Below are 13,935 nucleotides of genomic sequence, written 5' to 3' on the forward strand. Positions count from 1 at the left end.
AATAAATCCCAGTGAGGGCTTCATGGACCAACTTTATCATGAGCCTTCGACAACGAACTATATAAAAACTCTCTGGAATTACCGTGTTCATGCGGTTATTGTACATTTAATTTCGACATCTCTGTCTTCTCAAAATTGCATACTTGCACATAAATCTGCCTGAGTATGCTCATCTTCAAATCCTTAATCATAAAATCATTTGTATACTGAATACAAATATTCCAATTTAGTTATTTCGTATGATATTACTCTTATAATCCTACCAATTTGTATGCCTATAGCCCTCTTTTTCATGCTCTCATTGGAATTTCAGCAATCAAAATCAGTTACCGCATCATATTCGGTACTATTATATGAACTCATATAATTAACGAATCCCCTGAATTTAGGAAGTAAGCTGTTCCTTCACATAAAGCACAGCCTCCTGTGCCGTCAACCCGATTCGTTTCGATTCACCTGATGCTGCAAGTGCGTGTGATCCCAGTTCGACCTGCCCTTCTGCAGCTCCTCTGCCAACAACGATCTGTACAGGCAATCCGATCAGCTCGGCATCCTTGAACTTCACACCTGGACGTTCATCCCGGTCATCCACCAATACCGTGTAACCGCCATCGACTAATTGTTGTTCCAGTTCGAGGGTAAGCTGACGTTGCTGCTCATCCTTCCAGCTCACTGTAATCAGATGCACATCGTAAGGCGCAACAGCCGCCGGCCAGCGAATGCCTTCATCTCCTGCATATTGTTCAGCTATCGCAGCCATCAGGCGGGATACGCCAATTCCGTAACATCCCATGACTGGCGCACACTGGCGACCATTGCGATCCAGGAATGAAGCACCCATGGCATCACTGTATTTCGTTCCCAATTTGAAAATATGTCCAACCTCAATACCTTTGGTAAACACAAGTGGCGATGCACACGTTGGGCAAGCATCCCCTTCGGCAGCAAAACGAATGCGCTCTACTCGCTCCAATGCAAAATCAATGCCTGGACGTACGCCGGAAACATGCATATCCACTTCATTGGCTCCTGTAATTGCACTCTTCATCCCTGCCACGTCAGCGTCCACTACCATCGGTACATTCAGTCCAATCGGACCCAGAAAACCTACCTTCAGACTCGGATGTGCCGCAATGGCTGCATCGTCTGCAAGGATCAGTTCCTCTGCACCCAACACCTGCTTCAATGCGATGTCATTCAGTTCATGATCTCCACGTACAAGGGCAGCGACGAGCTCACCATCTGCCACATAAAGCAACGTTTTGATCATATGTTCAGCACCTTCGCCCACAAAGGAACTTAACTCTGCAATCGTACGAACACCAGGTGTCGAAATTCGTACTACGCTTTCCACTCCTGGCTGCTCTTCCAATTGAAACGCAGAGTCTGCGTTCACAGAAACAGCCGAAACTTCAGAGCTTCCTTCTTTTTTCCCAATATCTACGGAAGTCTGATAATCAGCTTTCTCCAGATTTGCAGCATATCCACAATGTTTGCAGGTTACAATCGTGTCCTCACCCACGTCAGCAAGAGCCATGAACTCATGCGTTTCCCCTTGACCGCCAATCGTTCCCGCGTCCGCCTCAACACGGATATAGTCGAGACCACAACGTTCCAGAATGCGGCTATACGCTGTGTTCATCGCCTGATAAGTACGATCGAGCTCTTCCCAATCCGAAGCAAAAGAGTACGCATCCTTCATGATGAACTCACGACCGCGCAGTAATCCAAATCGAGGACGGCGTTCATCCCTGAATTTAGTTCCGATCTGATACAAGGTGAATGGCAGCTTACGGTACGAACTCACCTCGTCCCGCGCTAACGCAGTTACGACTTCCTCATGTGTTGGTCCAAGAGCAAATTCCCGTGCATGACGATCCTTCAGACGCATCAATTCAGGACCATACTGTGTGTATCTTCCGGATTCTTCCCACAGCTCAGCAGGCTGCATAATCGGTAGCAACACTTCCTGACATCCGGCACGATCCATCTCTTCACGAACGATCCGTTCAACGTTCAACAATATGCGCCGTCCGAGGGGCAGGTAACTGTAGATCCCCGCCGCCAGTTGGCGAATCATACCGGAACGTAGTAACCAGCGATGTCCCGCTGCATCTGCCTCCGCTGGCGCTTCACGTAATGTTGGAACAAGCATTTCACTTTGACGCATCTGAACACACTCCTAATCTTCCTCATATTTATGATCTTGAGTTATAAACAGCAAAAAGACACATCCGTCAAGGGACGAATGTGTCGTGGTACCACCCTTGTTTAACTGCAATTTATATCGTTCGCTCGCAATCTATGCGATCTGTGAAATGCAGTCCTACGGGGCATAACGGGCCCTTCCGGCGGAGGTTGCAACCCTGGATGGGTATTCTCTTCCGCAGCTCGCGAGGTAGGAATTACGAAGCAGCCACAGGAACCTTGCACCACACTGTTCCCTCTCTGTTGAAGCTGACCAACACAATCATGTCCTCGTTATAACGCTGTTATCATTTTTGATCACATTAGTTCATTTACAAGAAATTGTCAACCATACCGAGTTAACATAAAGTACAATGAATTCCGTAACGATGGCTGACATGACAGCGCGTTCCCTGTAATATAGAGGAATAGAAATATACCCTTGGTATTAATCGATAAAGGAGCTTGTCCTATGCCATATATTATATATGATCTTGAATTCACAGTAAGCCGTAATACTCGCTATTCTTCTGAAATTATCGATATCGGCGCCGTCAAAGTTACGGAAAATGCGGATGGATTGACCGTTACAGATACATTCCATACGTATGTTCGTCCTTCCAACAAGTCCGTTCTGTCCACCGACACGATTCAGTTTACAGGTATCACGCAGAAAGATATTGATGCAGCACCTCTTTTTCCGGCAGCACTGAATCAATTCATCGCCTGGATGGGAACCGAATCCTATTACATGTGTTCCTGGGGACCCGACGACCGCAGCAAATTAATCTCTCATTGTCGTACCCATGAGCTCGATGTAGCCTGGATCACCAATCATAACGATCTCCAGCAGCAATGGTCCCGCACCGTTCGCAAAGAAGGCAAGTTCCGTCAACTCGGACTCGCGCAGGCTCTTGAAATCTGTGGCATCGAATTCGATGGTACCCAGCACCGCGCATTGGATGATGCCATCAATACAGCCAAGGTGTTCATGCATCAATTTGACCGATTCATGCTGGAAAACAACTGTGCAGCGGATGATGAGGGCATTGCATCCAAGGTCGTCTATTCCAGCTCCACAGAAGATGAAGAGAAAGAATCACCTTTTGGCAATCTGGCGACCCTTTTCAAAACCAAAGAGTAGCCGTCTACAGCATGGAATTTATTGGATTTCTAGCTTCTGTGTTCTAGCATCCGTGTTTTTGATTCAGATTGCATGCAAATCTCAACTTCTATCGTACATTTGTTGCCAACAGTTCAGGCGTTCTTTCATCTTGATGCGGCAGATCTCAGGTTCAAGGATCTCCGCATCAGGTCCATATTTAGAAATCCATACGAGAAATTCCTCAACATCACTTAATATGGCTTCAAATAACAGGCTACCTTCTGGCTCTATGGTCAAGATGGGGCGTATAAAGAATTGCTCCTGCATCACACGCTCCACAGCATGGGGTGCAAATCGAATTTTGAACGCTGTCCACTCCGTACTTCCCTCGTATGCCCAAGGAATACGGAAGTGCGATTGGATCAGATAATCCTCTTTGCGAAACGTGCGTGGCAATATCCGTATCTTTTGCAGCCGGCTCACCTGAAATATTCGAAGTTTCTCCGACAGGTGACAATACGCTAACAGCTCAAATCTGTATTCACGAGGGATAAGACAGTAAGGATCTATACGTACGATCCCTTTTTTACCTTGAGACAGATACTCCCCTTCAATGGTGTTCTGTGAAATGCCAGCCTGAAGCAAAGTAATCAGGGATTGATTCTGTAGATCGTTGCTCTCATTTTGCCATGCAGGCAACCCCATTCTAAACAACCCACTAATCTGCTCCGACCATTCCACTCGTTCTGTTTTGTTTTTCTGACTCGAAGCAACCACTTTCTCATAAGCGCTCTCAAAAGCAGGTTTCAGCAAAGGACGAATGTTCTCCATAACTTCAGCAAGATGCATGAAAGCTTGGGCTTCTTCATCAGACCAATTTAGCGGATACATGGCAAAATGGCTGATGAACATGTACCCTTGCCCGTGTCCCATATTGGCGATTGGGATATGCATTGCACTGAGGGCCTCCATATCGCGGTATATCGTCCTTTCCGTCGTCTCGCATCGCTGGGCGAGCTCACGTGCCAAAATACCAGGCTTGGCCTGCACCAGCGTTATAATGCGCATTAATCGGATTAGTCGGTCTGTCATTTTGCCGGACCCTCCACGATGTTGTTTCAATAAATTTGATACAACTCCATCCATTGTTTAATATGATATTGATACATACATTCGACCTTCTCCTAAACTTCACCTTCAAAATATATGTAGACTCGTTCTCTCTATACCGTTACCATCTGAAATCAACCCTATTCGCCTAATATCTTTTTTTTACGATCATGATATCCGGTTGTAAACGTGATCTCATAGTGATAACGAAGCTTTTCAATGATCTCGGCTTCCGCGTAATAATCCAGATCCTGCTTCCTCGCAGCTTCAATTAACAGCGCATCGGCATGACGACGCAACATATTACTTCCCTCTTGAACCCGGCCTCTTTCATAAGCGCGCAGGGCTTGTTTGATCAGCGGTACGGTTTCACTTAATTTGATCGTCTTCTCCACCTTGGGATCTTCCGGCTGTCGCAGCATGCCGAGATGACTGGTGTATTGAATATACAGCTGTTCTCTTCGTAACAATACGCGTTGACTTTGTTTCAACTTCCTTGTGCTCCAGTAGGCTGAACATACGGCTGCTTTTCCAGATACACGGGGTCCCATGACGAATTCAAGCAAAATTTGTTTGCTTTCCCCCTTGTACATATCGCCAAGCCTCAGTAACCAGCCAATATCCGTTTCTTTGGAACGACATCCATAAATGCCTTTTAGCTGTACTCCAAATTCCGGTTTGAGCAAAAGTTCCAAATCTCTTGATACAATTTTGGGTGCTATTTTCCTAAGTCTTTTGGCAGGGGCACCGTTACGCCACTCTACCATCATATATACGGGGTCGGCTCCCCCTGTCGGTATGGCCTCTTTATTCCACGAATAAGATACTTCAAAGACTGAGTTCACTGGTAGTCTCTCCCCCGATTTATATGTATTATCTTCTAAGTTATCAGGGTGAATGGACACTATATTGTCACGGAACGCATGTTCGTATTAAATTTTTCCAATATATTAGTTTTATACCCCTAAATCCGTCTCAATACGACAATAAACGACGAAAAAGCCTGGCGTTATGCCAAGCTTTTCAATCACTTCTCTATGACAAGGCCTAAATTAAACAGTAGGATGATCGATTCCCATTTTGTGTAAAAAATGTGTACCATCTGCTTCGGTTACCGGAGCATAGGTGACACTGTCAATGACCAGCTTCCGTCCCACTGGCTCTCCGTTAACAGTGATCATAATGGTTTTGGTTGATGTGTTCTGATCTGCTGTATACATATGTTTCTACTCCTTCATGTTCACGATCTTATATTCAATCGGATATATTAGTATCGTTCATTAAATTGCGTATTTGTGAATAGCATGCACCCGGAACTGAAGTTAAAGATCTGTAAGAACGGTCCGGTGTGCTTGCCTATCGTACTATTACCCCACAGTTTTATAAGCTAAACAGCTCTTACTATAAATAATTTTAAATATTTCGGGTAATAAAACGATATCATGTTGAACCCATCGTCCCGGTTTTGACGTATAATGTAAGAGCGTATTTCAACAATAGACGACGAATTCGGCGATCTATATTATTTACCGAAGAAAGAGGTGTTAACAATGCCAAAATCCATTCAGGGTTATTTCATTCGGGTGTTATTCACCACATGCATTCTATTTACCGTTTTAATAGCTTCCACAGTAAGTGCAGCCAGTGCCAATATTTTCACGGATATATACAGCGGATGGGAGCGAGTCTCCGAACTGCCCGGAGAAGTGAACGCTCTGCAGGAAAGCTATAAGCAAACGATGGAGCAACTAAATCAAACGTCCGCCCAGTTGGGACAAGCCCAGGCTAATGTCGAAGCATTCAAGACCCAGAACGAACAGTTACTGGCTCAGAACCAGAAACTTACTGAGATGGTAAGCAAGTTGCAGGATGACCAGAATGCCAAAGCAGCTACCACCAAACGAATTCAGACGATGATCATCACTGTCGTTTCTCTCATATTAGGTTACTTTATTCTGATTCGTGTGATGCGCTGGGGAATGCGTCGCCGTTCGGGCCGAGTATAAAAGAACAGGAGCAACTGCATGAACATACACCTGAACAATGCTGAAGCAGGCGGAGCTGGACAAGTCGTCACATTCTCGCTGATTAAAGACGACCGCCTTCATATTTTGCATCCGCAGCAAATTGTGGCCTTCCGCGGTCCAAGTGGTAGTCGCAATGATAAATTCATGAATATCACGGGCATATATCGCAAAAAAAAGCTGATTAAATCCGAAATTACCGGACCTTGCCAATTTGTGGCCGCCCTGCCTCCCGGATTCACCATGAAAGAAGTAGAGCTCACGGAGGACAGTGATCTGCTCTATGACTTCCGCCACCTCTTCTTCTACTCTGATGGTGTAACCATGCATACCAAAATTCAGAAAATTAAAAACATGCTGATCACCCGCGATGCAGTTAAAATGAAATTTTCCGGCAAAGGCAAAATCGGATTGCTAACCCAAGGTCAGGTCTGCCAACAGGAACTGCATCCGACAGCTCCGCTTTATGTAGATGCTGGCAGCATTATTGCCTATCCCGAAAATGCACATCTGGAACTAACCGTATATGGTAACAACCTTGCCAGTCAGCATATGAACTATCATTGGAAAATGACGGGACATGGCTCAGTACTCTTTCAGGCAGGGCGTGAGAATCACCGCTTGGAACAGGATCTCAACGATGAGGGACTGTTCAAACGAATTCTGAAAGAAGTTATTCCTTTCGGTAATGTACTGATCAAATAAGCTGTTACATGATGGGGCCGTCTGACCAGCTGCCACTATGCTCCAGTGGGGTGGTCACCACGCGGTTTCATGTTATAATAGTTCAGACAATTGAAGAAGAAAATCCATGCCATAGGACGTGTCTGAGAACTCCGAAGTCAGCGAGTTTTGAGACACGCCCTACGGCATGGGAGAGGTTCGCGAACTCCCTCTATAAGACTTGACCATCTGATGGTCAGTATAAGTCTTGCGTACACGTTGCTTAACGGAATGTACGTAAAAAACTAAGGACACTTACTCATGCCTGCTTTTTTTAAAGCGGTTATCGAGAAGGTGTGTTTTTTGATGGATGCCAGTTCATGAACTTCTCTGTTCTTCCGACACTCTATGCCTATGTGCATGGTTTGATCTCAAGAAGATGGAGAGGTTTTTTTATGTTGAACGAAGAAAAAGCAGTCGTTGTATTCAGCGGCGGTCAGGATAGTACCACGTGTCTGTTCTGGGCCAAACAAGAGTTTGCCGAAGTCGAGGTCGTTACGTTTGATTATGGTCAGCGCCACAAGCTGGAGATTGAATGTGCAGCAGAGATCGCTCGTGATCTGGGCGTCCAGCAAACGGTACTGGATATGAGTCTGTTAAACCAGCTTGCCCCCAATGCGCTCACTCGCACGGATGTGGAGATTACGCATGAAGAAGGTGAACTGCCGAGTACATTTGTAGATGGACGGAATCTGCTGTTCCTCAGTTTTGCAGCCATTATGGCCAAGCAAAAAGGAGCACGTCACCTGGTTACAGGTGTATGCGAGACGGATTTCAGCGGATACCCGGATTGCCGGGATTCATTTGTGAAATCGATGAATGTGACGCTTAACCTGTCGATGGACTATCCATTTGTCATTCATACCCCGCTCATGTGGCTGGACAAAGCCCAAACGTGGAAGATGGCCGATGATCTCGGTGCCTTTGATTATATACGCGAGCGTACCTTAACCTGCTATAACGGCGTGATCGGCGATGGATGCGGGGAATGCCCTGCCTGCAAACTGCGCAAAGCCGGACTGGATCGTTATGTACAGCAACGTACTGCTGCTGAATCGGCGGGAGTGGATGTACGATGAGAGAGCCGGGAACATTCCGTATTGTAGAGCATCTGCAACGCATCGGAGAAGATATTCTGCCCACCCAGCTGCGCTATCACCGCAAACGTGTGCTCGTCAGCAAAGAGTTTACTTTTGACGCGGCACATCATCTGCATTGTTATGAAGGCAAATGCAAGAACTTGCACGGTCATACGTATAAAGTTATTTTTGGCATCAGCGGTTATCCGGGTGAAACCGGGCTGACGGTTGATTTTGGACATATCAAGGATATATGGAAAACTCAGATTGAGGGATATCTGGATCATCAGTACCTCAACGAGACGCTTCCTTTAATGAATACAACGGCTGAAAATATGGTCGTTTGGCTGTTCGAACAGATGGAAAATGCGTTACAAACGGCGCCCTATGCCGGGCTAACGGACGGTGGACGGACGGAGTTTGTCCGACTCTTCGAGACACCAACCAGTTACGCGGAAGCGAGACGGGAGTGGATGATCGATGAGTAGTGTGACACAAGAGGTGAATGAGACGGGATCTCGCAAAGAAGCTCGTATTCCCGTGATGGAGATTTTTGGACCGACAGTTCAAGGCGAAGGCATGGTGATCGGGCAAAAAACGATGTTTGTTCGCACCGCGGGCTGCGATTATCGCTGCTCCTGGTGCGACTCGTCCTTTACCTGGGACGGCAGTGGCAAGGACCAGATTCGAATGATTACGCCGGAGGCCGTATGGGAAGAATTGCGCCGCGTTGGCGGCACCCGTTTCTCCCATGTCACCATCTCCGGCGGTAATCCCGCCCTGCTCGCTTCGCTGGGCGGCTTGGTTGCCCTGCTGCGGGAGAACGGCATCCGCACCGCGGTGGAGACGCAGGGCTCCCGCTGGCAGCCTTGGCTGGCGGACATTGACGAAGTCACCGTCTCACCTAAGCCACCCAGCTCCGGCATGGACACCGATTGGGCCGTGCTAGATGATCTGATCGAACGGTTGGCCGCTGGCCCGGTAGAACGAAGTCATAGTCTGAAGATCGTGATCTTCGATGAGACAGACCTGGACTATGCCCGCCGTGTGCATGCGCGGTATCCGGGCACGGATTTATTTTTACAAACTGGGAACCCGGATGTGACTTCCGCTGATACGCCAGATCTGGCGTCCTCGCTGCTTGCTCGCTATGAGTGGCTGATCGACCAAGTCAGTGCCTCCGATAAGCTGAACAATGTCCGTGTGCTTCCACAGCTTCATACGTTGGTATGGGGCAACAAACGCGGCGTTTGATGGGCAGTATGGGTGGAATGGGCGGCATGATGTAAGGATGAGGACAACACGTCCTTAGAAAATAAGAGAATTCAACAGGCAAAAAAAATTGCCTATTCATATATACCGCGAGGCTTTGGCTTTGACGGAAACAAGGAGCGTTTACGAACCGATGAGACAACCTGAAGAGATGCAAGATGTGACGTTGCTGGGTAACCAGAACGTAAAATACACGTTTGAATATGATCCGGGCATCCTGGAGAACTTTGATAACAAACATCCGTACCGCGATTATTTTGTAAAATTCAACTGCCCGGAGTTCACTAGTCTGTGCCCGATTACGGGTCAGCCGGACTTTGCAACGATCTATATCAGCTACATTCCGGATGTGAAAATGGTCGAGAGTAAATCACTCAAGCTGTACCTGTTCAGCTTCCGTAACCATGGTGATTTCCACGAGGATTGCGTGAATATCATCATGAACGACCTGATCAAGCTGATGGACCCCCGCTACATCGAAGTATGGGGCAAATTCACACCGCGCGGCGGCATCTCCATTGACCCGTATACGAACTATGGTAAGCCGGGAACGAAATACGAACAGATGGCCGACCATCGTATGATGAATCATGATATGTATCCGGAGACGATTGATAATCGTTAAACTGGCGGGTGAATCAACTCTGCTATAACTGAAATATTATAGGACACAGAAAAGCCGAACTCTTCAAAACCTGAAGATGTCCGGCTTTTTCTTTGGTTAGTATAAACCTTTATGAGACTAAGTGTCTCAACGCAATTGGATCGCAGCGCATTCAAGTAGACTAATCCTCCTTTAGTTCTTTGACTTTTTTAATGTAATGTCTCAACATCAGCACACCAATCGATTGAAAGATGATAAATATGACGATAGCCACAGACAAAGATGCTGGGGAAACATATATAGCCTGAAACGTTATTACAGCCATATACAAAATAGTCATCACCAACTCACGTTTGGCGGATTCATAAGGTGATAAGGATTTCATATCCATCCCTCCTCTATCCTTCTTACACATAAATATGGGTCTTCTTACAGTAGATGCTAAAGTAATACGTTTCTTTTGTAAATGTACGTTTTCTCATGTTCCCCTTGTCGGTCCAATCAATCTATCCTATTATGTAACAATATGCTTACACGCATATATTACAACATCAGGCGCTGATCCCTCGTGACCGCGACCAAAGGAGAATTGTACATGTCCACTCAATCCACTTTAACCAAGGACGCCGCAGCGCGTTCGAAAGCCCCACCCGGATCGGATGCCCAAAGCACCGTTTACCGGATACTCATTGCCATCAGTTTGGTTCATCTCTTCAATGATTCGATCCAGTCGGTTATTCCAGCCATTTTTCCGATTCTGAAAGATTCTATGCATCTCACGTATACTCAGATCGGATGGATCTCATTTGCTATTAACTTTACCGCATCCATTATGCAGCCTGTCGTAGGCTGGTTTGCTGATAAAAAACCGACACCATCTATCCTGCCCATTGGCATGGGCTTTACATTTACCGGCATGTTGCTGTTGGCTTTCGCTGACAGTTATATGGCTGTCCTGATCTCCGTTATCTTTGTCGGTCTGGGTTCCGCTGCTTTCCATCCGGAAGGTTCACGTGTATCACACATGGCTGCCGGTCAACGCCGTGGACTGGCACAGTCCATCTTCCAGGTTGGTGGTAACGCTGGGCAATCCCTTGCCCCATTGCTTACACGCTGGATCTTTATCCCGTTTGGACTGTTCGGTGCCATTGGATTTACAGGCATTGCTGCCATGGGGATTGCAGTTCAGATCTACATAGCCCGTTGGTATGGACGCATGCTGCAATCGGGAGGATATCTGCGTAGACAGGCTGCTGCTCGTCGTGCACCCAATCCTGCTTTGCGCAAAAAGATTACTGCCGCCATTACGCTATTGATCTTGCTCGTCTTTGTTCGTTCCTGGTATATCGCTTCCATCGGCAGCTTCTATGCGTTTAATCTGAAAGATACTTTTGGATTGTCCACAGAAGACGCGCAGATCTATATCTTCTTGTTCCTGGCTGCTGGAGCACTTGGCACGTTCTTCGGAGGCCCCTTGGCGGATCGATTCGGCAAACGTAACCTGATCTTCCTGTCCATGGCTGGAGCTGCTCCACTGGCTCTGTTGCTGCCCTATGCGAATCTGTTCTGGACAGGCGTACTGCTAACCATTATTGGTTTTATCATGTTATCCAGCTTCTCGGTTACGGTTGTATACGCGCAAATGCTGATTCCGGGCAAAATCGGAACGGTCTCGGGCCTGATCACAGGTCTGGCATTTGGTATGGGAGGCTTGGGCGCACTCGTGTTGGGGAACTGGATTGACGTCTTCGGCGTATCACCGGTAATGCAGATGTGCAGCTTCCTGCCACTGCTCGGAATCTTCACGTTCCTGCTTCCATCCGATAAATTACTGAATATATGGGCCAAAGAAAACGGTAGTGAAGAGTAAAAAATACATCAACAGGTGTCCACTTTTTATTCTATATTAGATCCAATCCTTACGTGGCAGCATCGCCCTTATAAGACGTTATCTTGCGCTAACGAACATGACAGCACTTATTTGAACAAATACTGCTGGTTCCCCAATCTAAAGAATCTGAGCAACGCTATTCCCGAGAAAAAGTCCGAAAACCTTGGAATGTGCGTGTGAGATGCAGAACTAACGTGTCTGAGATTCTTTAGAAATCGGGATTAGTGAACTATCGCCGAATAGCGCCTGTTAAATTCGTTAGATTCCACTTTGTCACCTACATTAGCAGTATGAATAAAAAGTCCAACTATAACAAAGGGTTCCCACTAACTCTGTACTTACAGAGCGGTAGGAACCCTTTTGTTATATTATTTTTCTGCTTTCTAGCTCAAACCCGTTTTATTCCACGTCACACATGACAACGCTGCTGCCATGAGCTGTAATCAATTCCTTCACATCTTCAAATTCAAGAAATACCGTCGCTGTATTTTCCATGGGATGAATTCCTATTTTTTGACCGACTAGATCCTTGTCAAAAACTACGGTCACGTTTTTCTGTATGTTATTAAACACTCCCATAGGGTTGACGTGCCCTTTTTCCAATCCGAGGAATTCCAACAAATCCTTTTCACTCGCAAAACTTAGTTTGCGGCTAGGTATCTTTTCGCCTAAACTTCTCAAATCAACTGACTTCGTTCCAGCAATCGTTACCAGATAATAGTTGCGCTTCTTGTCATCACGCAGAAACAGATTTTTAACGATATGTTCTGTATGTGGAATCTGATAAGAGAATATTTCCTCCATCGTATATACTGCGGGATGTTCAATACTTTCGTAAACGATATTGTTGCGATCTAAAAGATCATAGAAACCCTGTTTGTTTAACATATCAGATTCATCTCTTTCAATATAAATATTCTTCTATAAGACTACTTCTTCTTTAACCTTATTTCAAACGCTGAAGGATCAGCCGTTTTTTGTACAGCATTTTACCTGCTTCGGCTACATCACGGATCGTATTTTTGTTGCTCACTGAACCAAAGACCATGCCGGCAATCGGCACGAGTTGGAACAGCTTCTTCCAACCAAAGGATTCACTGTAGGAGTTAAAAACTTCCCGCCAACCCTGCATCTGCGATACCACTTCAATAGGCTTGTCTGGATCATCGTAAGCTGCCAATTCTTCAATGATCGCTTTCTTACCTACGATATCGGCGGAAGAGAATTGCAGACATTTGACAATAAAGATGCGCTCCAGCGGTTCATCGGGATCATAGCCGTAACATAGTGCCATCTCCTGTAGTACCTTCAAGGAAAGCCCCATCACCATGGGAATATCTGCTGCAATGGTTACAATGCCACCAAACCCTGTAGCTGCTCCTTGAGCCGCGGCAAACTTCGTTCGACTCTCGGTAATGTTATCGGCTACCCGGTCCAGCACCTGAAGTGGCAGATTTTCTACACTATGAATCTTCGCTGTCCCCTCAGCTTCAGCATCCTGTTCCAGCTGATCCGTCGTATCCGTCATGGAATAACCGGATTTCTCAGCTTCCTCTTGCAACAGCTTGGCTACTTTTTTCTTCTGTACGAGGAACTTGCCCCCATTTTGTACATACTGACCGACGTCGTTCAGGGAATCTCCGATTTTCTGTTTCAGTGCTTTAGGCATCACTTTATCCAACATCGCAAACGGCAACCGCCCGATTTTATCCCATATAAACAAGTCCTTCTGTTGTTTTTCCCATTTCAAAATCTGTTCAAGTTCTTGGTCCAATGTTTCGCGTGAATCCATATGTGATCCTCCTAATAGGTTGTGTATCGTAATCCGTATCTTTCTCATACGCAAAAATCATCGTTGTGGTTGCTTTGTTTTATATCCAAGACATCGATACTTAGGCCGTTCTATCTTATCGTTCACATACAGAAGAGCCCTTAATCAG

General features: G+C 46.2%; 15 protein-coding genes. 8 read left to right on the forward strand and 7 right to left on the reverse strand.

Annotated features, from left to right (window positions below):
- Positions 1-385: 385 nt before the first annotated feature.
- Positions 386-2,170, reverse strand: a complete 1,785-nt coding sequence (locus HF638_RS10995) for a proline--tRNA ligase (protein ID WP_169480235.1) — start codon at positions 2,168-2,170, stop codon at positions 386-388.
- 489 nt (positions 2,171-2,659) lie between these two features.
- Here HF638_RS10995 and HF638_RS11000 point away from each other — a divergent pair, with 489 nt between their 5' ends.
- Entirely contained in the window at positions 2,660-3,331 is a 672-nt protein-coding gene (locus HF638_RS11000; protein ID WP_169480236.1) for a 3'-5' exonuclease, read from the forward strand.
- A gap of 81 nt (positions 3,332-3,412) precedes the next feature.
- Here HF638_RS11000 and HF638_RS11005 read toward each other — a convergent pair whose 3' ends face one another.
- From HF638_RS11005 to HF638_RS11015, 3 genes are all read right to left on the reverse strand, one after another.
- A complete protein-coding gene (locus tag HF638_RS11005) occupies positions 3,413-4,384 on the reverse strand; it encodes a helix-turn-helix transcriptional regulator (protein WP_169480237.1) in 972 nt (323 codons plus the stop codon).
- Positions 4,385-4,542: 158 nt separating this feature from the next.
- Entirely contained in the window at positions 4,543-5,247 is a 705-nt protein-coding gene (locus HF638_RS11010; protein ID WP_169480238.1) for a hypothetical protein, read from the reverse strand.
- Positions 5,248-5,454: 207 nt separating this feature from the next.
- Positions 5,455-5,622: a hypothetical protein gene (locus tag HF638_RS11015; RefSeq protein WP_169480239.1), complete on the reverse strand. Its 168-nt coding sequence runs from the start codon at positions 5,620-5,622 to the stop codon at positions 5,455-5,457.
- Between the two features lie 330 nt (positions 5,623-5,952).
- On the opposite strand from HF638_RS11015, the gene HF638_RS11020 reads away from it, so the two are divergent.
- The 6 genes from HF638_RS11020 to queF all read left to right on the forward strand — a co-directional run bounded on the left by HF638_RS11020 (position 5,953) and on the right by queF (position 10,125).
- On the forward strand, positions 5,953-6,408 hold the full coding sequence (locus tag HF638_RS11020) for a hypothetical protein (RefSeq protein ID WP_169480240.1): 456 nt from the start codon (positions 5,953-5,955) through the stop codon (positions 6,406-6,408).
- An 18-nt stretch (positions 6,409-6,426) separates the two neighbouring features.
- The gene (locus HF638_RS11025) at positions 6,427-7,131 is read left to right on the forward strand and encodes an AIM24 family protein (protein ID WP_036668803.1); all 705 of its coding nucleotides are present in this window, start codon (positions 6,427-6,429) and stop codon (positions 7,129-7,131) included.
- A gap of 416 nt (positions 7,132-7,547) precedes the next feature.
- On the forward strand, positions 7,548-8,228 hold the full coding sequence (gene queC, locus HF638_RS11030) for a 7-cyano-7-deazaguanine synthase QueC (protein WP_169480419.1): 681 nt from the start codon (positions 7,548-7,550) through the stop codon (positions 8,226-8,228).
- On the forward strand, positions 8,225-8,716 hold the full coding sequence (gene queD, locus HF638_RS11035; protein WP_169480241.1) for a 6-carboxytetrahydropterin synthase QueD: 492 nt from the start codon (positions 8,225-8,227) through the stop codon (positions 8,714-8,716). The genes queC and queD overlap by 4 nt, the downstream gene beginning before the upstream one ends.
- Complete coding sequence (gene queE / locus HF638_RS11040; protein ID WP_169480242.1) at positions 8,709-9,482, forward strand: 7-carboxy-7-deazaguanine synthase QueE; 774 nt, start codon at positions 8,709-8,711, stop codon at positions 9,480-9,482. Before queD ends, queE begins: the two co-directional genes overlap by 8 nt.
- 151 nt (positions 9,483-9,633) lie before the next feature.
- Positions 9,634-10,125 carry a preQ(1) synthase gene (queF, locus tag HF638_RS11045; RefSeq protein WP_169480243.1) on the forward strand — a complete coding sequence of 164 codons (492 nt, stop codon included), beginning with the start codon at positions 9,634-9,636 and terminating at the stop codon, positions 10,123-10,125.
- 160 nt (positions 10,126-10,285) lie between these two features.
- Here the strand turns inward: queF and HF638_RS11050 are convergent, their stop codons facing one another.
- Entirely contained in the window at positions 10,286-10,489 is a 204-nt protein-coding gene (locus tag HF638_RS11050; RefSeq protein WP_169480244.1) for a hypothetical protein, read from the reverse strand.
- A gap of 210 nt (positions 10,490-10,699) precedes the next feature.
- Between HF638_RS11050 and HF638_RS11055 the strand changes: the two genes are divergently transcribed.
- Positions 10,700-11,974 carry an MFS transporter gene (locus HF638_RS11055; protein ID WP_036611474.1) on the forward strand — a complete coding sequence of 425 codons (1,275 nt, stop codon included), beginning with the start codon at positions 10,700-10,702 and terminating at the stop codon, positions 11,972-11,974.
- A 420-nt stretch (positions 11,975-12,394) separates the two neighbouring features.
- On the opposite strand, the gene HF638_RS11060 is transcribed toward HF638_RS11055, so the two are convergent.
- Both HF638_RS11060 and HF638_RS11065 read right to left on the reverse strand, forming a co-directional pair.
- Positions 12,395-12,883: a prolyl-tRNA synthetase associated domain-containing protein gene (locus HF638_RS11060; RefSeq protein WP_169480245.1), complete on the reverse strand. Its 489-nt coding sequence runs from the start codon at positions 12,881-12,883 to the stop codon at positions 12,395-12,397.
- A gap of 58 nt (positions 12,884-12,941) precedes the next feature.
- Complete coding sequence (locus HF638_RS11065) at positions 12,942-13,787, reverse strand: EcsC family protein (RefSeq protein ID WP_169480246.1); 846 nt, start codon at positions 13,785-13,787, stop codon at positions 12,942-12,944.
- Positions 13,788-13,935: the final 148 nt, after the last annotated feature.

Origin of the sequence: Paenibacillus sp. SZ31, from assembly GCF_012912005.1 — a bacterium.
Classification (GTDB): domain Bacteria; phylum Bacillota; class Bacilli; order Paenibacillales; family Paenibacillaceae; genus Paenibacillus.